Source organism: Agarivorans gilvus (assembly GCF_001420915.1).
GTDB lineage: Bacteria > Pseudomonadota > Gammaproteobacteria > Enterobacterales > Celerinatantimonadaceae > Agarivorans > Agarivorans gilvus.
In genome coordinates this window covers 436,517-456,975 of sequence record NZ_CP013021.1, presented here as the reverse complement: position 1 = coordinate 456,975, position 20,459 = coordinate 436,517, and the positions used below count along the sequence as shown (strand labels likewise).

17 protein-coding genes, 1 tRNA gene and 1 pseudogene are annotated in these 20,459 nt (G+C 45.6%); 8 read left to right on the top strand and 11 right to left on the bottom strand.

What is annotated here, in order from left to right:
- Nucleotides 1–23: 23 nt before the first annotated feature.
- From ihfA to thrS, 7 genes and pseudogenes are all read right to left on the bottom strand, one after another.
- Nucleotides 24–317 carry an integration host factor subunit alpha gene (gene ihfA, locus AR383_RS02155; RefSeq protein ID WP_016401503.1) on the bottom strand — a complete coding sequence of 98 codons (294 nt, stop codon included), beginning with the start codon at nucleotides 315–317 and terminating at the stop codon, nucleotides 24–26.
- A gap of 2 nt (nucleotides 318–319) precedes the next feature.
- Nucleotides 320–2,707, bottom strand: a complete 2,388-nt coding sequence (gene pheT, locus AR383_RS02150; protein ID WP_055731645.1) for a phenylalanine--tRNA ligase subunit beta — start codon at nucleotides 2,705–2,707, stop codon at nucleotides 320–322.
- Nucleotides 2,708–2,720: 13 nt separating this feature from the next.
- Nucleotides 2,721–3,700: pseudogene (gene pheS, locus AR383_RS02145) on the bottom strand (phenylalanine--tRNA ligase subunit alpha).
- A gap of 176 nt (nucleotides 3,701–3,876) precedes the next feature.
- Nucleotides 3,877–4,230: a 50S ribosomal protein L20 gene (gene rplT / locus AR383_RS02140; RefSeq protein ID WP_016401506.1), complete on the bottom strand. Its 354-nt coding sequence runs from the start codon at nucleotides 4,228–4,230 to the stop codon at nucleotides 3,877–3,879.
- Between the two features lie 18 nt (nucleotides 4,231–4,248).
- Nucleotides 4,249–4,446 (bottom strand): 50S ribosomal protein L35, encoded by a 198-nt coding sequence (rpmI, locus tag AR383_RS02135; protein ID WP_016401507.1) that lies wholly within the window; start codon nucleotides 4,444–4,446, stop codon nucleotides 4,249–4,251.
- Nucleotides 4,447–4,546: 100 nt separating this feature from the next.
- Entirely contained in the window at nucleotides 4,547–5,089 is a 543-nt protein-coding gene (infC, locus tag AR383_RS02130) for a translation initiation factor IF-3 (protein WP_083481467.1), read from the bottom strand.
- 3 nt (nucleotides 5,090–5,092) lie between these two features.
- Nucleotides 5,093–7,018, bottom strand: coding sequence for a threonine--tRNA ligase (thrS, locus tag AR383_RS02125; RefSeq protein WP_055731643.1), 1,926 nt, complete (start codon nucleotides 7,016–7,018; stop codon nucleotides 5,093–5,095).
- 206 nt (nucleotides 7,019–7,224) lie between these two features.
- Between thrS and AR383_RS02120 the strand changes: the two genes are divergently transcribed.
- Both AR383_RS02120 and AR383_RS02115 read left to right on the top strand, forming a co-directional pair.
- A complete protein-coding gene (locus AR383_RS02120; protein WP_055731642.1) occupies nucleotides 7,225–7,428 on the top strand; it encodes a CPXCG motif-containing cysteine-rich protein in 204 nt (67 codons plus the stop codon).
- A 323-nt stretch (nucleotides 7,429–7,751) separates the two neighbouring features.
- A complete protein-coding gene (locus tag AR383_RS02115) occupies nucleotides 7,752–9,380 on the top strand; it encodes an alpha-amylase family glycosyl hydrolase (protein WP_055731641.1) in 1,629 nt (542 codons plus the stop codon).
- A gap of 52 nt (nucleotides 9,381–9,432) precedes the next feature.
- Here the strand turns inward: AR383_RS02115 and AR383_RS02110 are convergent, their stop codons facing one another.
- Nucleotides 9,433–10,053 (bottom strand): riboflavin synthase, encoded by a 621-nt coding sequence (locus AR383_RS02110; RefSeq protein WP_055731640.1) that lies wholly within the window; start codon nucleotides 10,051–10,053, stop codon nucleotides 9,433–9,435.
- Between AR383_RS02110 and AR383_RS02105 the strand changes: the two genes are divergently transcribed.
- The 3 genes from AR383_RS02105 to AR383_RS02095 all read left to right on the top strand — a co-directional run bounded on the left by AR383_RS02105 (nucleotide 10,052) and on the right by AR383_RS02095 (nucleotide 12,668).
- Nucleotides 10,052–11,449, top strand: a complete 1,398-nt coding sequence (locus AR383_RS02105) for an MATE family efflux transporter (RefSeq protein WP_055731639.1) — start codon at nucleotides 10,052–10,054, stop codon at nucleotides 11,447–11,449. The two genes, AR383_RS02110 and AR383_RS02105, sit on opposite strands and share 2 nt — an antisense overlap.
- Nucleotides 11,446–12,456 (top strand): DUF3080 family protein, encoded by a 1,011-nt coding sequence (locus AR383_RS02100; protein ID WP_055731638.1) that lies wholly within the window; start codon nucleotides 11,446–11,448, stop codon nucleotides 12,454–12,456. The genes AR383_RS02105 and AR383_RS02100 overlap by 4 nt, the downstream gene beginning before the upstream one ends.
- Before the next feature lie 135 nt (nucleotides 12,457–12,591).
- A tRNA-Val gene (locus tag AR383_RS02095) sits at nucleotides 12,592–12,668 on the top strand.
- Between the two features lie 141 nt (nucleotides 12,669–12,809).
- On the opposite strand, the gene preA is transcribed toward AR383_RS02095, so the two are convergent.
- On the bottom strand, nucleotides 12,810–14,084 hold the full coding sequence (gene preA, locus AR383_RS02090) for an NAD-dependent dihydropyrimidine dehydrogenase subunit PreA (RefSeq protein ID WP_055731637.1): 1,275 nt from the start codon (nucleotides 14,082–14,084) through the stop codon (nucleotides 12,810–12,812).
- 2 nt (nucleotides 14,085–14,086) lie between these two features.
- Complete coding sequence (locus tag AR383_RS02085; protein WP_055731636.1) at nucleotides 14,087–15,439, bottom strand: NAD(P)-dependent oxidoreductase; 1,353 nt, start codon at nucleotides 15,437–15,439, stop codon at nucleotides 14,087–14,089.
- A gap of 301 nt (nucleotides 15,440–15,740) precedes the next feature.
- On the opposite strand from AR383_RS02085, the gene AR383_RS02080 reads away from it, so the two are divergent.
- Nucleotides 15,741–16,391 (top strand): TetR family transcriptional regulator C-terminal domain-containing protein, encoded by a 651-nt coding sequence (locus tag AR383_RS02080; protein WP_055731635.1) that lies wholly within the window; start codon nucleotides 15,741–15,743, stop codon nucleotides 16,389–16,391.
- 37 nt (nucleotides 16,392–16,428) lie between these two features.
- Here the strand turns inward: AR383_RS02080 and AR383_RS02075 are convergent, their stop codons facing one another.
- Nucleotides 16,429–17,697: a Zn-dependent hydrolase gene (locus tag AR383_RS02075; RefSeq protein ID WP_055731634.1), complete on the bottom strand. Its 1,269-nt coding sequence runs from the start codon at nucleotides 17,695–17,697 to the stop codon at nucleotides 16,429–16,431.
- A 455-nt stretch (nucleotides 17,698–18,152) separates the two neighbouring features.
- Here AR383_RS02075 and hydA point away from each other — a divergent pair, with 455 nt between their 5' ends.
- Both hydA and AR383_RS02065 read left to right on the top strand, forming a co-directional pair.
- The gene (gene hydA, locus AR383_RS02070; RefSeq protein WP_055731633.1) at nucleotides 18,153–19,592 is read left to right on the top strand and encodes a dihydropyrimidinase; all 1,440 of its coding nucleotides are present in this window, start codon (nucleotides 18,153–18,155) and stop codon (nucleotides 19,590–19,592) included.
- Between the two features lie 32 nt (nucleotides 19,593–19,624).
- On the top strand, nucleotides 19,625–20,458 hold the full coding sequence (locus tag AR383_RS02065; protein ID WP_083481466.1) for an ABC transporter ATP-binding protein: 834 nt from the start codon (nucleotides 19,625–19,627) through the stop codon (nucleotides 20,456–20,458).
- The last annotated feature ends 1 nt before the right edge of the window (nucleotide 20,459 follow it).

The window sequence follows — 20,459 nt, the reverse complement described above, 5'->3', positions numbered from 1 at the left end:
CCTTTTTTATTCACTTTACTTTTTTATTTAGGTTCGGCGTTCTCTACCCTACTCTTGAGCTTTTGCCCAGGACGAAAGGTGACTACTCGACGCGCAGAAATGGGAATGTCTTCTCCGGTTTTAGGGTTACGACCGGGGCGTTGATTTTTCTCCCTCAGGTCGAAATTTCCAAAACCAGAAATTTTAACTTGTTCCCCACTTTCCAAAGCGACCCGTATTTCTTCAAAAAAAGCTTCTACCACTTCTTTAGACTCTCTCTTACTAAAGCCTAAGTTTTCAAATAAATTTTCTGCCAGGTCAGCTTTAGTTAATGCCATAACTAGTCCCTCAAGGATGCGTCAAACTCTGAACGTAACGCCTCTACAATGGTGTCAACTGTAGTGGCAATCTCTTTTTCTTCAAGGGTCCGGCTTTGTTCTTGCAGCGTTAAACTGATAGCAATACTTTGCATATCGTCTGCAATGCCTTTTCCTTTGTATACATCGAATAAGTTTACGCCAACTAATTGATTTCCGCCAACTTTCTTAATGCAATTTAGTAAATCTCCTGCTTTTACCTGTTGCGATACCAATAAGGCAAGGTCGCGGCGGTTGGCAGGGAATTTAGAAACGGGTTTAGCATCGGGCAATTTACGCGCAATCACGGCAGACATTTCTATCTCGAACATAAATACCTTACCGCTTAAACCAAAGGCTTTTAAGTGTTGAGGGTGTAATGCGCCAACATAACCTACCACTTGCCCATCACGTAAAATTTGCGCAGCTTGTCCAGGATGGAAAGCTGGGTGTTCAGCGGCTACAAAACTAAAGGCTTCTAGATCTACAGTTTGTTGAATAAGCGCTTCAACATCACCTTTAATGTCAAAGAAATCTAGTTCTCGAGCTTCACTGTTCCAGGCTTCTTTATTGGCAGAGCCGCTAATCACACCGGCTAACATCGTAGTTTGCGCAACGCCATTTTCAGCCGTTTCATCAGGGATGAAACGTAAGCCACTTTCAAATACACGAACGCGGCTTTGTTGGCGCTTCTGGTTGTATGACACGGTATCTAACAAGCCAGTGAATAGGCTTAAACGCATCGCCGACATTTCTACAGAAATAGGATGCGGTAGAATCATCGCGGCTTGCGAAGGGTGTAAAAGCTGTTGGCGTTTAGGATCAACAAAGCTGTAAGTTACCGCTTCTTGATAACCACGAGCACATAACAGTTGTCTCACTTTGCTTTCAGGCAGCTGCACTTCTTGATGAGCATTCATCTTTAACGAAGCAGCGGGTGAAATATTAGGAATGTTGTTGTAACCATAGATACGCGCGACTTCTTCAATCAAATCTTCTTCGATTTCCATGTCGAAACGATAGCTTGGCGCAACAACCTGCCAGCCTTGCTCGGTTTCGCTCACTTCCATACCTAAACGCGTTAGGATCTCTGTTACTTGAGCTTTATCAAAAGCATAACCAACAACTTTCTCTAGACGAGCATGACGCAATATAATAGTGGCTGCTTGAGGTAACTTGGCTTGGTCACCCGCTTCAACTACTGGCCCTACTTGTCCACCACAAATCTCTACCAATAACTGTGTAGCACGTTCCATTGCTTGGTTTTGCAAGCGATAGTCTACACCGCGCTCGTAGCGATGTGAGGAATCGGTATGAAGACCATATTGGCGAGCTCGGCCAGTAATAGCCAGTTTGCTAAAGAACGCGCACTCTAAAAAGATATCGCTGGTCTGCTCACTTACGCCAGTCTTATCGCCACCGAAAATACCCGCCATCGCAATTGGACCACTCTGGTCACAAATCGTAAGAGTATTGTCTTTTAACTCGACCTCATTGCCATCCAACAGCACCAACTTCTCGCCAGGCTTAGCTAAACGAACCTCAATAGAACCATTGAGTTTTGCTAGATCGAAGGCGTGCATCGGCTGACCTTGTTCGATCAACACATAGTTAGTCACATCCACTACTGGATCGATAGAGCGAATACCGCTGCGACGCAAGCGCTCTTGCATCCACAAAGGAGTACTGGCGTTAAGATTAATGCCTTTAATCACGCGGCCTAAATAACGTGGACATTGCTCAGTGGCAGTAACCGTGACTTGGAAAGTTTCGTCAATGCTCACTGGCGCGTCTTGCCAACTAGGTTGTTGCACATCCATTTGGTTTAGCACGCCAACTTCGCGAGCTAAGCCACGTAAGCTCAGGCAATCGGCTCGGTTAGGTGTTAAGTCAACTTCAATGGTTACATCGTTTAACTGTAAGTACTCGCGTAAATCGGTACCCACCGGGGCGTCGGCTGGTAGTTCCATAATGCCATCGGCTTCGTCACTAATACCCAGCTCACTGTAGGAACACAACATGCCCATAGACACTTGGCCACGTAACTTGGCTTTTTTAATTTTAAAATCACCAGGTAGTACCGCGCCTACTTTGGCCACTGCTACTTTTAGTCCTAAGCGGCAGTTTGGTGCACCACAAACAATATCAATTAGCTCTTCTTCACCAACATTAATCTTGGTTACGCGTAACTTATCTGCATCGGGATGTTGGCCACACTCAACCACTTCACCCACTACAACGTTAGAAAACGCCGCTGCCACATCTTCAACACCATCCACCTCAAGACCGGCCATGGTGATTTGTTCGGCTAACTCTTCGCGTGAAATGCTAGGGTTAACCCACTCTCTTAGCCAGGATTCGCTAAATTTCATCTTAAATTAACCCTTAATTAAATTGTTTTAGGAAACGTAAGTCATTTTCGAAGAATGAGCGCAAGTCGTTAACGCCGTAACGCAACATAGTGAGGCGCTCTACACCCATGCCAAAGGCAAAACCGGTGTACTCTTCTGGGTCGATGTTTACTGCTCGCAATACGTTGGGGTGAACCATGCCGCAACCAAGTACTTCTAGCCAACCATTTTTGCCTAATACGTCTACTTCTGCTGAAGTTTCGGTAAACGGAAAATATGAAGGGCGGAAACGTACTTGCAAATCATCCTCAAAGAAATTTTGTAGGAAGTCGTACAGCACGCCTTTTAACTCAGTAAAATTAACGTTCTTGTCAACCATCAAACCTTCTACCTGATGAAACATCGGGGTATGAGTTTGGTCATAGTCATTGCGGTATACTCGCCCAGGCGAAATGATACGGATCGGTGGTTTTTCTGCTTCCATAGTGCGGATCTGAACCCCTGATGTTTGAGTTCGTAACACCAAGTTAGGGTTGAAATAGAAGGTATCGTGATCGGCACGAGCAGGATGATGCTCAGGAATGTTTAAAGCATCGAAGTTATGAAAGCCATCTTCGATCTCTGGGCCAGATTTAACTTGAAAGCCCAGTTCGCCAAAAAGGTTTGAATTCGTTCGATAGTACGTGTGACTGGGTGAAGACCACCTAGCTCATCAACTCGGCCAGGTAAGGTGACATCCACCGTTTCGGCAGCTAGTTTGGCATTAAGCTCTTGTTGAACTAAAGATTCACGTTTTTCATTTAGTGCATCTTGAATAACTTGTTTAGCTTGGTTAATTAATTGACCCGCTTTAGGACGTTCTTCAGGTGACAGTTTGCCAAGTCCTTGTAACTGTTTGGTCATTAATCCCTTTTTGCCCAAGTATTCTACACGAACGGCATCAAGCTCATTAATCGCTGAAGCCGCTTCAATGTGAGTCTTAGCCTGATTGATTAGCGCATCAAGATCTAGCATGATTTCCTCATATTCCGCTCAAGGGGGAAGCTGTTTTTTTGTTTTAAATAAGACCGGAAATAGTACTTTAATGAAGTGCTTATAGCTAGACTTGTTCCCGGAAAAAGGCGCTTTGTAAGCTTGTTTTTGTAACAAAAAAGGGAGCCGAGGCTCCCTTTTCACAAACTCTATAAAACTTATAAAGCAGCTTTTGCTTTTTCTACCAACACTGTGAATGCTGCTTTATCAAAAACAGCAATGTCAGCTAGGATCTTACGATCGATTTCGATAGATGCTTTTTTAAGTCCGTCAATGAAACGGCTGTAAGACAAACCATTTTGACGAGACGCAGCATTGATACGTGCAATCCACAATTGACGGAATTGACGTTTGCGCTGACGACGGTCACGGTAAGCGTATTGACCCGCTTTGATTACCGCTTGGAAGGCTACGCGATAAACACGTGAACGTGCTCCGTAGTAACCTTTGGCTTGTTTTAAGACTTTCTTATGACGTGCACGTGCTTGTACACCGCGTTTAACTCTGGCCATTCTTAATTTCCTCTAAACTTATGCGTACGGCAACATGCGAACAATTGATGCAACATCAGAAGCAGCAATCATACCCTTCGGACGAAGGTGACGTTTTACCTTAGTACGGCGCTTAGTCAGAATGTGACGAAGACCAGCTTGTTTGTATTTAAAACCACCAGAAGCAGTTTTTTTAAAGCGCTTAGCAGCACCTTTGTTTGATTTCATTTTTGGCATTTACATGCACTCCGCATTGCGATATTAACAACATATAACTAAAGGCGAACAAAAACAGCTTACCGGTTAAAGTAAGCTGTTCGTTACTTGGAAGCCTTAGTTACTTCTTTTTAGGGCCTAACACCATTACAGCTTGGCGACCTTCCATTTTTGGAAAAGCTTCCACTACTGCAAGTTCTTCTAAATCGCTTTTAATTCGATTTAGTAGATCAAAGCCGAGGCTTTGGTGTGCCATTTCACGACCACGAAAACGCAGTGTTACTTTAGCTTTGTTACCCTCTTCTAGAAAACGAACCAGGTTGCGTAGTTTTACCTGATAGTCGCCTTCGTCAGTTCCAGGACGGAATTTAATTTCCTTGACCTGAATCTGTTTTTGCTTCTTCTTCTGTTCTTTAACAGATTTACTCTTTTCGTAAATGAACTTACCGTAATCCATGACCCGACAAACAGGTGGTTCAGCATTTGGACTAATTTCTACCAAATCAACGCCAGATTCTTCGGCAATGTTTAGTGCTTCATTCAAACTTACAATGCCGATGGACTCACCATCTAAGCCGTTAAGGCGTACTTCTTGGGCTTGAATTTCTTCATTTATCTTATGTGCTCTTGCAGCTTGTTGCTGACCACGTCTTCCGGTTTTTATAATTTATACCTCAATACAATTATTGTCACGACTGGTGATTTCTTGCTTAATTTGCTCGATAAACTTATCTACAGCAAACTTACCCAAATCATCACCCTTACGAGTTCTAACCGCAACCTCATTACTTTCGACTTCTTTATCGCCGACAACCAGTAAATAAGGAATACGCTTTAGAGTATGTTCGCGGATTTTAAAGCCTATCTTCTCATTTCTCAAGTCCGCAATGGCTCTAATGCCCTGTTTATTTAATTTTTTTACTACCTGATGGACAAAATCAGCCTGTTTATCAGTAATATTCATCACCACAACTTGGCGAGGAGCCAACCAAGTAGGGAAGAATCCCGAGTACTCTTCGGTCAAAATACCAATGAAACGCTCTAGAGAGCCCAAAATTGCCCGGTGAATCATTACCGGCACATGGCGTTCGTTATCTTCACCAACAAAAGAGGCAGATAAACGACCTGGCATCGAGAAATCTAACTGCACAGTACCACATTGCCACGCACGGTCTAAACAATCATGCAGGGTAAATTCAATTTTAGGGCCATAGAAGGCACCTTCCCCTGGTAGATATGAAAACTCAATACCTTTAGAGCTCAATGCTTCAGCTAAGGCTTTTTCTGCTTTATCCCAAGTTTCATCATCTCCTACCCGTTGTTCTGGGCGAGTCGACAATTTCACTTCAATATCTTCAAAGCCAAAAGTCTTGTAAGTCTCGTATACCATATCAATACATGAAGAAACTTCTTCTTGGATTTGATCCTCAGTACAGAAAATATGCGCATCATCTTGAGTAAAGCCACGTACTCGCATCAAACCATGTAAAGAACCAGAGGGTTCGTTACGGTGACAAGAGCCAAACTCCGCCATACGCAAAGGTAGGTCACGGTAAGACTTCAAGCCCTGATTAAATATTTGGATGTGTCCAGGACAATTCATCGGTTTTACAGCGTATTCGCGGTTCTCAGATTGAGTCGTGAACATCGCATCTGAATATTTGTCCCAGTGACCTGATTTTTCCCAAAGGCTGCGATCCATAATTTGCGGCGCCTTCACCTCTTGGTAATCGTACTTGCGTAGCTGCTCGCGCACATAGCTTTCCAATTCACGGAAAATAGTCCAGCCTGAATCATGCCAAAATACCATGCCCGGTGCTTCTTCTTGCATGTGGTAAAGGTCAAGTTGTTTACCGATTTTACGGTGGTCTCGTTTAGCGGCTTCTTCTAAACGCTTCAAGTAAGCGGCTAGCTGTTTCTTATCGGCCCAAGCTGTGCCGTAAACACGTTGCAGCATTTTATTGCTGCTATCGCCGCGCCAATATGCTCCTGCCACTTTCATCAATTTAAAATGATGACAGAACTTCATATTCGGTACATGTGGACCACGACACATATCGATGTATTCTTCGTGATGGTAAAGCCCTGGCGTGGCGCTGTCTTCGATACCTTCGATAATCTCTAACTTATAAGGCTCTTTACGTTGTTCAAAAACCGCTTTAGCTTCAGCTAAAGGCACGGTCTTTTTAATCACATCGTAGTTGGTTTTGGCCAGTGCCTTCATTCGTTTTTCAAGATTGTCGATATCTTCTTGGCTTAAAGAATGATCTAAATCGATATCGTAATAAAAGCCGTTATCGATAGTCGGGCCAATCGCCATTTTGGTTTCAGGCCACATTTGCTTAATCGCATGACCTAAAAGGTGGGCACAAGAGTGGCGAATGATTTCTAAACCGTCTTCGTCTTTGGCGGTGATAATAGCCACTTGCGCATCTTCGTGGATCAACTCGCAGGCGTCTACACGCTCACCATTTACACGACCGGCAATACAGGCTTTAGCTAGGCCAGGGCCGATGTCGGCGGCAATATCCATAGTTGACACGGGATTTTCGAATTGACGTTGGCTACCGTCTGGGAGAGTAATAACTGGCATATTTATCCTTGCATATACAGTGGTGATGCCTACCAAACATCACATGTTTTATCGATAAAATTGAGTGCTTCACACACTAAAAAGATGGGCAATAATAATGCCCTAGCAAAATAACTTCAATAGCTGGTGTTTTATTGCACTCAACCTAGGGTTATTTGAGCGATATAAGCCATAATTAAAGGGCGGATATACGTGGAGTCATCGCCATGAAAGACTATATCGAAAAAATGATTACGTGCCCCACTTGCGGTCATCATACCCCCATTCAAATGGATGCGAGCAATGGCGACCAAGATTTTTATGAAGACTGCCGAGCTTGCTGCAGCCCGATACACTGTCGGCTACATATCGATGAAGCCAATGACAAACTAGTGGCCTTTGTCGACGCTGACGACGAACAGTTTTTTTAAACCAAAGCGCTGCTAGATTTAGCTAGGCCAATTGCCAGCCGTACTTGTACGGCTACACTCTGTTGCCCCTCAACTCAAGCCCCCTTAGTTGACGCTTAACTCAAATAGTTGCGGTTAATCAACTTATTGATAACACGTTTATTTTTCCTCAGTAAAACTGTGACACAGCTTAATGACAATAAAGACAATATGCTTGAAAATCGTGACAGCTAAATTTTAGCCTAAAGCACTTCTTACTGGTGATCATCATTCTGGTAAATACATAGAAAATGTCTCAGTAAAGCCGGTCAATAGCGACAAAAACATTTAACAAGGAAGTAAACATGCTAAAACATCTCCGCGCAGGCGCTCTGCCTCTAGCCATAGCAGCAGGCCTAAGCGCATGCGGCTCAAGTTCTGAGGAGCCCTCTTCAACTGAGCTGCCGATTGGCGAGGCCACAGCTGAAAGCTTAATGGACTTAAGCGCCGTCGCCTTAGATGACCAACCTGCCTTAGCAGCCGATTGGTACAAAGGCGCAGTATTCATGGAAATCTTTGTACGCAGCTATAAAGATTCCGATGGTGATGGGATAGGTGATTTTAAGGGCCTCACATCTCAACTGGATTATCTAGCAGAGCTGGGTATTCAAGGAATATGGTTATTGCCCTTTAATCAAAGCTCAGACCATGACCATGGCTACGAGGTGGTTGATCATCGCCGTATTGAAAGTGACTATGGTACCCGTGCAGACTTTGATGAATTTTTAACCCAAGCGCATGCTCGCGGTATAGGGGTCATTGGCGACTACCTTATCAACCATAGCTCTGGTGACAATCCGATATTCATCGATTCTGATAACAACGCTGGCGGCAAACGCGATTGGTATAATTGGCGTTCAGAAAACCCAGGCTGGCTAAACTGGTCAAACTCCCCATCTTGGCATGAGGGGCGCTATGGCTACTACTACGGCATATTCCAATCCAATATGCCAGATTTTAATTTCGACAATCCAGATGTGGTTGAATTTCATTACAACAACCTACGTTATTGGCTGAACGCAGGTATGGATGGTTTTCGTTTTGATGCCACCACTCACCTTGTCGAAAACGGCCCGACTCAATGGGCTGGTCAGCCGGAAAATGCAGCCATTATGTACGGCATTCAACAGGTTGTTATGCAAGATTACAGCAACCGCTTCATGATATGCGAAGATTCTTCTTCCTCGGTCGCCGCCGCTCAAAGCGATTTTTGTGGTTCGGCTTTCGCGTTTTACTTGAACTATTCGATCATGCAGGGCGTGAACTCGGGCTCTACAGACAACACCGACATCGTCGACTGGTTACATAACGATACCCTGAGTAGTATGGGACTCTTGCTAGCCAATCATGACTCTTTTGCTGGCATGCGGGTATACGAGCAGTTTTCCGGAGATCTGGCTAAATATCGCTTAGCCTCTGCTACCTTACTTACCCTACCCGGCCAGCCCTTCGTATATTATGGGGAAGAAATTGGCATGGGTCATACCAGCAACAGCGGCGGGGATTACTTGTTACGCGCACCGATGAGTTGGACTGCCGATGGTGGATTTACCAGCGGTACACCTTATCGAGCAATTGCTCATAACGCCGCACAATTTAACGTAGCGAGTCAAGTGGCTGATACAGATTCTCTTTACCACCACTACAAAAGGCTGATCCAACTACGCAACACTACGCCAGCCTTGCGTGAAGGGGATATTGAAGTATTGCATGAGGGAGAAGTATTGGCTTACCGCAGAAGTTTAGGCGATGAGCATGTCTTGGTGGTGCTCAACTACAGCAACAACGTACAAAACCCTAGCATTCCCTTAGGTTTGCTCTCAGCTCAACTTAATCCTCTCGCCGATTTTGGTGCTTCATCGGTCACTAGCGATAGCAATGGCGATTTAAACCTAAATCTGTCGGGCCAAGAGATCCGTATTTACCAGTATTAAACGCTAAAGGGCAGCTTTAATAAGCTGCCCCCTTGCTCACTATACTCTTTGGCTAACTCAACCAGCGTTTAAGTTCACCGCTAGCGGCAAGACCCTTTATGGTATCGATAGTGGTTTGCGTGGTACTGTCGATTTCGATATTAAACAACTCACCCAAGGCCTTTTCACCGAGCGTGGTCACCCGCAATGTTTCGGGAATAAGGTGCAACCAAAATCCTTGGTCAGTTTTTTCCCCGACCGTTAAGCTTGCGCCATCAACACAGATAAAGCCTTTATACAGCACGTAATCTAGCCACTTGTGAGCCAAACCAAGATGCAAGGAAAGGTTATTTTCGGTGGCTTTACGCTCCAACAAGCGAGCGGTGCAGTGAATGTGGCCCGATACCAAATGGCCACCAATCTCATCACCCACCTTAGCGGCCCGTTCAATATTTACCAAATCCCCTTCTGTTAAAGAGTCTAAGTTTGTTAGACTTAGCGTTTCTTGAATTAAGTCGAATTGCACACCTTGTTCACTAATGTTGACCACGGTTAAACAAGTCCCGTTTACCGCAACACTAGCGCCAATGCTTAAACCTTCGATATCAGCTAAATCAAGCCATAGCTGCATTAAGCCCGTGCTCTTTTCGATTTTATTAACTTTACTTTTATTTTGAACAATTCCGGTGAACATGAAATCTTTCTTCCTGGCTTTTAAACAACGATTTTCAAAAGAATGCTTGGCCATTCTACGCTTAGCGGGGCCGATTGTAGTGGCCCAACTGACCATTACCGGTATGAGTTTTGTCGATACCATTATGGCTGGCTCGGTTAGCCCCAAAGACTTGGCCGCTGTGGCAGTTGCGTCGAGCTTTTTTAACCCAGTCATACTGTTTATACAAGGCATTCTGATGGCGGTAACCCCCTTGGTAGCCTATCAGATTGGCGCGAAGCAGACACATAAGTCTGGCAATATCTTTCGCCAAGCATTGGTCATTTCCTTGCTGCTGGCTGCGTTGGCGTGGGGCTTATTGTGGCTCGCGCCCTCGGTATTTAATTTGATGGAAGTGGAAGCTGGCCTAGTTTCACTTACCAAGCAATACCTATTTTATGTGTGTTTTGGTCTACCCGCCTTTGCAGTTTACCAAGTACTACGTGGCGTAAATGAAGCCCGCTCCAACATTAAAGCAATTATGATAATTGGAGTAATAGGTCTGCTGGTCAATATCCCTGTTAATTACATCTTCATTCACGGCTTGTTTGGCATGCCGCAACTGGGTGGCGCAGGTTGTGGTGTGGCCACCGCCGCAGTTAACTGGTTCATGGCTATCGCCATGAGCGTCTATCTAGCCAAAAGTCGCTCAATAGCACCCCTGTGTTTATTTAGTGGGCCGTTGAGGCTAGATTACCCATTAATCAAACGTATTTTCAGCTTAGGCCTACCCATTGGTGGCGCCATTTTCTTTGAAGTTACTTTATTCTCACTGATTGCGTTGCTGCTTTCGCCACTGGGAGCCGACATTGTAGCCGCTCACCAAATTGCCCTTAATTTTACCTCTATGGTATTTATGTTGCCCTTAAGTATTGGTATCGCCTTAACCATACGAGTCGGTAACTTCATGGGCGAGAAATCAAGCAATAAAGCTCAGATCTCCGCCTATAGCGGTATTATTCTAGTGACGTTTATTACCTTCTTTATTGCCGCGGCAACGGTGCTGTTTAGAATGCAGATCATCGGCTTATATACCAGCAACCAAGCTGTAGCAGCGATAGCGGCACCGCTATTCTTGCTGGCAGCCACTTATCAATTGTCGGACTCGCTGCAAGTTTGCTGCGCTGGCGCCCTTCGTGGTTATCAAGATACCCGCTATATCTTCTTAGTGACATTAATTAGCTTTTGGCCCATCGGCCTTGGAATAGGCACTATACTCACCTTTACCGACTATTTAAGCGCCGAGCCTATGGGCGTACAAGGATTTTGGATAGCCATCGTATTAGCGCTTACTGCTTGTGCCTTGGGTTTAATGAGCCGCTTAATTTGGGCCAGTAACAACCCCCACAAGTTACAATTTATTAATAAGGAAGCATGAGTAAAGCGAAAGTCTTACACAGCGGCTTGCTATTGCTAATTGTAAGCGCCGGCCTTTACTTACTGGTAAATTGGTTAAGCCCGCCCAGCGAACGTTTATTTTCAGACTACAGTGCGAGGCTCAATCGAGTTTTAGATATTTCGATTGAGCCCCCACCAAGCCAAGCAGCGCTGCCGCAAATAAGCTGGCGTGACTTTCATGGCGAAGAACCCAATTTAAATCTATCTCTTCTCGATAGTATGAGTTTGCACGCCTGTGGCCTTGACCAGTTGGTATTTGAGGCTAACTCGAGTTTAGGAAAAGTTGCCAGCGCCGATTATCGACTAATATGGCATAGCCAGATTATTCAAGGGCTCAATCACTGTATTAGCAGCCAACAACTTAAACCGGCACTGAACCAGAAACTAAAAAATATACTGGCGCTAAAACGCCGGCATTTGGCGGTATATTGGAATAACTACCTGAGCCAAGACGCTGCAATTCAGCGTCTATGGCAAGGCAATACCCGCTTAACTGAATCGCCTACAGCCACTTATCGCAAGCTCAGCGAGCAATTGCAGCAACTACTTGATATTGGCGAGCAATTTAACCAAGCAAAAACTATCGATGCTAACCAGGTATTAGCTCTAAATAAGCAGCTTGCTAGCGCCCCCAGCTTACGGGCGCTAGCCCAAGAGCTGAGCGCAGCGAGTCGATGGTTAGTTAACATCAGTCAAGCCTTACAGCAGCGCCAGTTTAGCTGCCAGCAGCATCGGCAAGACTTCATCATCTTGCAAAATATTCTAAACAAGGTGTATATGCCCAGAGTGCAGGCTTATTTGGCAGAACTGGATCAAAGTCTTAACTTATTAAACGCTCCTTTAGCCGAGTTATTTAAGCAGCAAGGTCTACAACACTTACCAGCGGCTATGCAGCAAATTCAGGCGGATTTTCATCAGGCTAATCGACAACACGTTAAACAGTGGCAGCGGATATTGAATAGCTGTGGTGATAAAAGCAGCAATTAAGCAGGGATTGTTGATTTTTCGTGTCGGAAAGAACACTTATTGAGCAAACAAAATAAAGGGCTATTGACTGGCGCAACACACTGCCCTAATATTCCACTCGCTGCCCAGCAGCTGGCTCCAAGGCCATAAAAATATATTCGCGTAGCTCAGTTGGTTAGAGCACTACCTTGACATGGTAGGGGTCGGTGGTTCAAATCCACTCGCGAATACCAAATTTAACAACAAAGCCTGCTAATTAGCAGGCTTTGTTGTTTCTATACCTTTTGTATACAAGCAGCTTACAAGATGAGCAATATGCGATCAGCTTGATCACGCATTGCGCTTAGGGCTAGCAGACCTAGCCCTGTACCTAGTTAAGAAGCGTCTTTGTAAGGGTTACGTGGGTCTTGAGTCCAGTTCATGTAAGGTTTGTCGGCATCTTTTTGCTCCATCTTGATGCAGCTATCCACCGGACAGGTGATCTGACACAGGTTACAACCCACACATTTGTCTTCAATCACTTCAAAGGCCACGCTGCCGTCTTCGCGTACTTTGCGGTCAATGGCTTGGTGAGAGGTATCTTCACAGGCAATGTAACAACGCCCGCAGCCAATACACTTATCATCGTCGATATCGGCTACCACTTTGTAGTTCATGTTGAGGTACTTCCAATCGGTGGTATTGGGCACAGCCAAACCTTGGAAGTCAGAGATTTTCTTATAGCCCTTACTGTCCATCCAGTTAGACAAGCCCTGTTGCATCTCGGTGACAATTCTAAAGCCATAAATCATTGCCGCGGTACACACTTGCACACTCCCCGAGCCCAGCGAGATAAACTCAGCGGCGTCGCGCCAGTTACTAATCCCACCAATGCCTGAAATAGGTAAACCCATCGTTTCCGTGTCACGGGCAATTTCTGCCACCATGTTTAGCGCAATCGGTTTAACCGCCGGCCCACAGTAACCACCGTGAGTACTTTTACCGTCTACCATGGGGCGCGCAGACATCTTGTCTAAATCAATCCCGGTAATTGAGTTAATGGTATTAATCGCTGAAACCGCATCGGCTCCACCACGCTTGGCAGCGCGAGCTGAGAAACGAATGTCAGTAATATTAGGTGTAAGTTTCACAATCACTGGTAATTTGCTGTAGGTTTTACACCAGCGGGTGACCATTTCTACATATTCAGGTACTTGGCCCACCGCCGCACCCATGCCTCGCTCTGGCATACCATGCGGACAACCGAAGTTTAGCTCTAAACCGTCGGCGCCTGTTTGCTCAACCAACTTAACAATTTTCTTCCATGACTCTTCTTCACAAGGCACCATCAGCGACACCACCAATGCGCGATCGGGCCAAGCCTTTTTCACCGCTTCAATTTCTTTTAAATTGATTTCTAAACTGCGGTCGGTAATCAGCTCAATGTTGTTAAAGCCAGACACTTCGCCGTTATGGTCATAAATAGCTGAATAACGAGAGGAAACGTTGACTGCTGCAGGATCTTCGCCAAGAGTTTTCCAAACTACACCGCCCCAACCCGCTTCAAAGGCGCGCTCAACATTGTAAGCTTTGTCGGTAGGCGGCGCAGAAGCTAACCAAAATGGGTTGGGTGACTTAATACCTGCAAATTCAATAGATAAATCGGCCATAATTAAGCCTCCTGATTAAGTTGGTGATGAATGGCTAAGGCGGCGAGTTTGCCTTGCTGAACGGCTTCTACGGTTAGGTCTTGTCCTTCACCGGTACAGTCTCCGCCGGCATAAACGCCATCGATGCTGGTCACTTGCTGGCCAAAGGTAGCGATTTTTCCGTTGCTTACTGTAGGTATAAGTTGCTCGGCTTTGGGGTAAGCAAACTTCTGCCCTACTGCTTTAAATACCGCTGAACAGTTAATTTCAAAGCTGTCTTCACTATCTTTTAGCTGGCCGTCTTCCGTGTAGGTTTTACGGAAGGTCAAACTTTTTAGGCTGCCATCATCCTTAAGATTGATATGCTCTGGACGCGCCCAAGTTTTAATTCTTACTTCATGGTCTTTTGCTATTTGCTGCTCGTGTTCGGTGGCGCTCATGTGTTCACTGCCACGACGATAGACCAGCGTCACTTCTTCAGTGCCTAAGCGCTTCAACTGACAAGCCATATCGATGGCTGTGTTACCGGCACCAATCACTACCGCGCTGTCTTTGGGTACGTCAAGCTCACTAATATCAGAAGCCTGGCGAAGCTCTTTGATGTAATCCACCGCATTTAAAATTTGCGGATGAGCCTCATTCACCAACATCAATGAATGCACATCTTGTAAACCAATGGCTAAAAACACTGCATCGAACTGCTCTTTTAGCTGACTCAAACTAATGTCTTTGCCTAAGGCCTTATTGGTATGCAAGGTGATGCCACCAATGCCCAAAATGAATTCCACTTCTTTTTGGGCAAAGTTATCAGTTAATTTGTATTTGGCGATGCCATATTCGTTTAAGCCGCCGGGCTTTTCCGCCGCTTCAAATATTTCAACTTCGTTACCCAATAGTGCTAAGCGATGAGCACAACTTAAACCTGCTGGGCCTGCACCTACAACCGCAATGGTTTTACAGGTAGCGTCGGCACGCTTAAATGGGTGACCAACAAATTTGGCATTGTCGGTAGCATGACGCTGTAATAAGCCAATTTTTACCGGCGCTTTTTCTTGTTCTTTATTACGAACACAGGCCTGCTCACATAGAATTTCAGTTGGACAAACCCTAGCGCAGCTTCCGCCCAAAATATTTTCTGAATAAATGGTTTTGGCTGCTCCGGTTAAATCATCAGCGTGAATACTGGCGATAAAACTGGGTATATTGATTTTGGAAGGACAAGCGGTAACACAAGGTGCGTCGTAGCAATAGTAGCAACGCGAACTTTCGATACCGGCTTGGCGGGCACTTAGTGCTGGATTGATATCCTTGAACATTTGATCAAGGGCTAGCTGTTGTTGTGAATAGCCTTGTGGCTGCTCCATACTCATCACCATGGGATCTCCCTATTTTTATAATTCCGAGACTTCTGCCTCTGGTTGTATAAAAATAAAGCAAGGCCTGTACCATCTTCTGACCAAGCGGTCAGAAGATTTGAGAGAGACTGTTAAATAGAATTTAAACTCATGATAAATAAGGTTAATTCTATATATATTTTTTAACAAGAAAGCTAATACTATTAGACTTAAGTAAAATAGCAGGTATGCTTAAACAGTGACGCTAAGCATGTCTTGCCCAGTTTTAAAGCGGTTGGCCACATGTTTGTGCAACGAACAAGGGAGTGAAAAGAACCTAACCATGAGCAAAGCAGCTAGCAGTGGCGTTAAGCGCCGTAAACTCGCCGACATTCGTAAAGATAACCTAGGGCAAATTTTAGCTGTGGCAGAGCAGCTATTTGGCGAGAATGGCTATTCAGGTACCACCATTGCCGCCATCGCTGCCAAAGCTAATCTGCCCAAAGCCAACGTCTTGTATTACTTCAAAACCAAGGAAGCGCTATATAAAGGCGTATTAAGTCGCTTATTGGTATTGTGGATGAGCCACATGGATCAGATGACCGCCGATCAGCATCCCAATGTGGCCTTACGCCAATACATACTGCAGAAAATTAAAATGTCTAAAGAGCACCCTAATGCCTCGCGGATCTTCGCCGCAGAAATCCTACATGGCGCTCCCTATTTAAAACAGCAGCTCGCTACCGATCTTAAGCAACAGTTTGATAAAACTTGCCAAGTATTTAGAGAGTGGATAGCCAAACAATGGATGGAACCCATCAACCCGGAGCATCTTCTGTTTATGATTTGGTCGTCGACTCAGGCCTACGCCGACCATGCGTTGCAATGCAGCATGATGTTAGAAAAACCCAGCTTAGATGAAAGCGACTATGAGGCAGGAGTGGAGTTCTTAACTCGCATGGTATTAAAAGGCTGTGGAATTAAATTGCTCTAAAGCGATAAATCGAGTTATCGCTTTAGCGCACTTATCACTATTTAGCGGCAGCCAGGTCAGCGGCTTCAGCTTCGTTCACTTGCTCAGCCATGGTCACAATGGCATTTAATAATACCGAGCAACCTGCCTCACATTCTTCCTGAGTGGTGCTTTCTATTTCGTTATGACTAATACCGTTCAAGCAAGGCGTAAAAATCATACTGGTAGGAGCAAAGTCCGACACATAACAAGCATCGTGTCCTGCTCCGGCAATAATATCCATGTTGCTGTAACCTAGATCATTTGCCGCTTTGCGCACGGCATTCACGCAGTTTTCGTCGAAATGAATAGGCTCGTAATACCAGAAAGGATCTAGCTGAATAGCAACACCAGTGGCCGATTCAATCTCGGCGATTGCTTCACTTAGCGCTTTATCCATGGCACTGAGTTCTTCATCCAGGGGATGACGTAAATCGATGCTCATCTCAATTTTGCCAGGAATGGTATTACGCGAGTTAGGCACCACTTGCATGAAGCCTACAGTGCCACAACCGGGGGCGTGCGCTTTGGCAATGTCTTCGACTTTTTGAATCAATTGGGTACTGGCTAGTAGTGCGTCACAGCGCAAATGCATGGGGGTGGTGCCGGCATGGGACTCCCGCCCTAGCAATGTAGCGTTATACCAACGCTGGCCTTGGCCACCAGTGACTACACCAATTTGCTTATTTTCAGCTTCTAAATAAGGACCTTGTTCGATGTGGGTTTCAAAAAAGGCATGAAACTTACGCCCTGTCACCGGAGTTTCACCAGCAAAACCTATCCGTTCTAGCTCGTCGCCTAAGCGCAAACCGTCAACATCGGTGGTATCTAAGATCTCTTGCAGGCCAAAGCGTCCAGATACCACACCTGAACCCATCATGGCAGGGGCGAAACGAGACCCCTCTTCGTTAGTCCACACCGAAATTTCCACCGGATGTTTGGTTTTAATGTTCTGATCATTTAATGAACGCACCACTTCAAGGCCCGCTAATACACCAAATACGCCATCAAATTTACCACCGGTGGGCTGAGTATCTAAGTGGCTGCCGGTTCCCACAGGCGCAAGGCTCATATCCTCACCCGGACGAGTACACATAATGTTACCAATAGCATCGACTTTCACACTACAGCCCGCTTCTTCGGCCCATTTGATATAGAGCTCGCGGCCCTGTTTATCTAAATCGGTAAGCGCTAAACGTTTACAGCCGCCTTTTTCTGTTCCACCTATTTTTGCCATTTCCATGAGGCTATCCCATAAACGGTCACTATTTATTTTTAACGTACTCATTCCATTCTCCTATCACCCAACATTGGCTTGGTCTGGCTGTGAGACAAGACTGCCATCTAGTAGAGTTAACCATGCAAACACCTGACCATTTGGACAACAGATTATTAACACATATATAACTGATTGAATTTAAAGGTCTATTTTTGGTTAGGTGGTAGCAGTACCGTTAGTTTCACAGCAATGAATTCAAGCTCTGCTTAATATTTGTGCACTAATTCAGTGATAATCCGCCCTGATTTGGCGCGTAATGGCTAATGATTAAACTCCTCTTTCAAGGCCTATTGTTAGTATTAAACCCTGATTTCATGCGGCTTTAGCAAAATAAATGCACACAGTTTGTCCAGTTGGTCAATCTATTGCATTGGCATAAACAAAGGTTTTAGAAACGCTTTATAAAACCGCTAAGCGTGAGCCAAATAAAACGCTAAGACATCTAATAATGGAGTGAGTTAGTGATGAGTGTATTAATCAAAGGTGGCAAGGTAGTCAACGCAGACCAAAGTATTTACGCCGACGTATATTGTGAAGACGGCAAAATTGTCGCCATCGGCCAAAATTTATCCGTTCCCGAAGATGCAGAACAAATTGATGCCAATGGCAAACTGGTGATGCCTGGCGGGATTGACCCACACACCCATATGCAACTGCCCTTCATGGGCACGGTGGCCAGCGAAGATTTCTATAGCGGTACCGCGGCTGGCCTTGCTGGGGGCACTACCATGATTATTGACTTTGTTATTCCTAGCCCGCAACAATCCTTAATGGAAGCTTATAACACTTGGAAAGATTGGGCCTCTCGCTCAGTGGCCGACTACTCCTTCCATGTCGCTGTGACTTGGTGGGACGACAGCGTTTACCAAGATATGGAAACCTTAGTAAAAGAGGAAGGGGTTAACAGCTTTAAGCATTTCATGGCTTATAAAAACGCCATCATGGCCGAAGACGAAACCCTAGTGAACAGCTTCAACCGTTGTTTAGAACTCGGTGCCATGCCCACGGTTCATGCCGAAAACGGCGAGTTAGTCGATCATTTACAGAAAAAACTACTGGCAGCGGGCTTAACTGGCCCCGAAGCCCATCCGCTATCGCGCCCAACTGAAGTAGAAGGTGAAGCCGCTAACCGCGCAATTCGCATTGCTCAATCACTTGGCGTGCCTCTTTATTTGGTACATGTCTCGTGTAAAGAGGCGGTGGATGAAATTGCTCGCGCTCGCCACGAAGGACAACGGGTTTACGGCGAAGTATTGGCTGGCCACTTAGAGTTAGATGACAGTGTTTACCGCCAAAACGATTGGGCAGCAGCTGCGGCCCACGTAATGAGCCCGCCATTTCGCCCGAAAGGCCATCAAGAAGTCCTTTGGAAGGCGCTACAAGGCGGCACTTTGCAAACCACCGCTACCGACCACTGTTGTTTCTGCGCCGATCAGAAAGCCATGGGCAAAGACGATTTCAGCAAAATCCCTAACGGCACCGCAGGGATAGAAGACCGCATGATGATTATGTGGGACTCGGGAGTAAATAAAGGCCGTTTAAGCGAGCAAGAATTTGTTGCCGTTACTTCCACTAACAGTGCCAAAATTTTCAACCTTTATCCGCAAAAGGGCTGCATTGTAGAAGGCGCCGATGCCGATATCGTAATTTGGGATCCGGCAAAAACGCATACTTTGTCTGCCGAGACTCACCATCAAAACATCGATTTCAACATCTTTGAAGGCCGTACCGTCACTGGCGCGCCTCACATTACCATTAGTCAGGGAAAAGTGGTGTTTAAAGATGGAGAGTTATTTGTTACCGAAGGTGCTGGCCGTTATATCAAGCGCCCCGCCTTTCCTTCGATTTTTGAGGCGGTAAAAAAATATAACGAAGTTAACGCCCCAACAGCCGTAGTTCGCTAAGCCCGCTAGTTCGTCAAGGAGAGACAGAATTTATGTTAGCAGTAAAACAAACAGTAGACAGCGAAGAAGCGGCGATACAAAGTCACACTGGACGCTCGATGATCTCGGTGAAAGATTTGTCCTTGGTATTTGAAACCAACGATGGCCCAGTAAACGCCCTTTCTAACATCAACCTGCAGGTTAACGAGGGCGACTTTGTTTCCTTCATTGGCCCTTCAGGATGTGGAAAAACCACCCTGCTTAGAGTGATTGCCGATTTAGAACAGGCCACTGCTGGCGAAATCAAGGTGGACGGAACCAGCCCTAAAGACGCCCGCCTAAACCGCTTATATGGCTACGTTTTCCAAGCACCCGGTTTATTGCCTTGGCGCACCATTTCGCAAAATTGCGCGCTGCCCATGGAGATATCCGGTCAACCTGGCGAGCACCAACAAAAGCAGATCGACAAATACCTGAAGATGGTGGGTCTTCAAGACTTCCACAAGAAGTTCCCTTGGCAACTATCTGGCGGCATGCAACAGCGCGCATCAATAGCTCGCGCGCTGTGCATTAACCCGGAGTTATTGCTAATGGATGAGCCCTTTGGCGCCTTAGATGAAATCACTCGTGATCACATGAACATGGAGCTTCTGCGGATATGGCAGGAAACCAAGAAAACAGTGATTTTTGTGACCCACTCCATCGCCGAAGCGGTGTTGTTATCTACCCACATCGTGGTGATGTCGCCGCGCCCCGGGCGGATTGTTAAGGTGATAGAAAGCCCGCTGCCACGGCTTAAAACCTTAGCGCTGCGCGATCAAGCGGCCTTTCATGAGCTAGCGTCTGAAATTCGCAACGCTCTAGCCAATGACCATGCCATTGATTAAG

Coding starts and splice junctions, on each gene's coding strand:
- ihfA (WP_016401503.1), bottom strand. CDS start 317: ATGGCATTAACTAAAGCTGACCTGGCAGAAAATTTATTTGAAAACTTA.
- pheT (WP_055731645.1), bottom strand. CDS start 2,707: ATGAAATTTAGCGAATCCTGGCTAAGAGAGTGGGTTAACCCTAGCATT.
- rplT (WP_016401506.1), bottom strand. CDS start 4,230: ATGGCCAGAGTTAAACGCGGTGTACAAGCACGTGCACGTCATAAGAAA.
- rpmI (WP_016401507.1), bottom strand. CDS start 4,446: ATGCCAAAAATGAAATCAAACAAAGGTGCTGCTAAGCGCTTTAAAAAA.
- thrS (WP_055731643.1), bottom strand. CDS start 7,018: ATGCCAGTTATTACTCTCCCAGACGGTAGCCAACGTCAATTCGAAAAT.
- AR383_RS02120 (WP_055731642.1), top strand. CDS start 7,225: ATGAAAGACTATATCGAAAAAATGATTACGTGCCCCACTTGCGGTCAT.
- AR383_RS02115 (WP_055731641.1), top strand. CDS start 7,752: ATGCTAAAACATCTCCGCGCAGGCGCTCTGCCTCTAGCCATAGCAGCA.
- AR383_RS02105 (WP_055731639.1), top strand. CDS start 10,052: ATGAAATCTTTCTTCCTGGCTTTTAAACAACGATTTTCAAAAGAATGC.
- AR383_RS02110 (WP_055731640.1), bottom strand. CDS start 10,053: ATGTTCACCGGAATTGTTCAAAATAAAAGTAAAGTTAATAAAATCGAA.
- AR383_RS02100 (WP_055731638.1), top strand. CDS start 11,446: ATGAGTAAAGCGAAAGTCTTACACAGCGGCTTGCTATTGCTAATTGTA.
- preA (WP_055731637.1), bottom strand. CDS start 14,084: ATGGCCGATTTATCTATTGAATTTGCAGGTATTAAGTCACCCAACCCA.
- AR383_RS02085 (WP_055731636.1), bottom strand. CDS start 15,439: ATGGTGATGAGTATGGAGCAGCCACAAGGCTATTCACAACAACAGCTA.
- AR383_RS02080 (WP_055731635.1), top strand. CDS start 15,741: ATGAGCAAAGCAGCTAGCAGTGGCGTTAAGCGCCGTAAACTCGCCGAC.
- AR383_RS02075 (WP_055731634.1), bottom strand. CDS start 17,697: ATGAGTACGTTAAAAATAAATAGTGACCGTTTATGGGATAGCCTCATG.
- hydA (WP_055731633.1), top strand. CDS start 18,153: ATGAGTGTATTAATCAAAGGTGGCAAGGTAGTCAACGCAGACCAAAGT.
- AR383_RS02065 (WP_083481466.1), top strand. CDS start 19,625: ATGTTAGCAGTAAAACAAACAGTAGACAGCGAAGAAGCGGCGATACAA.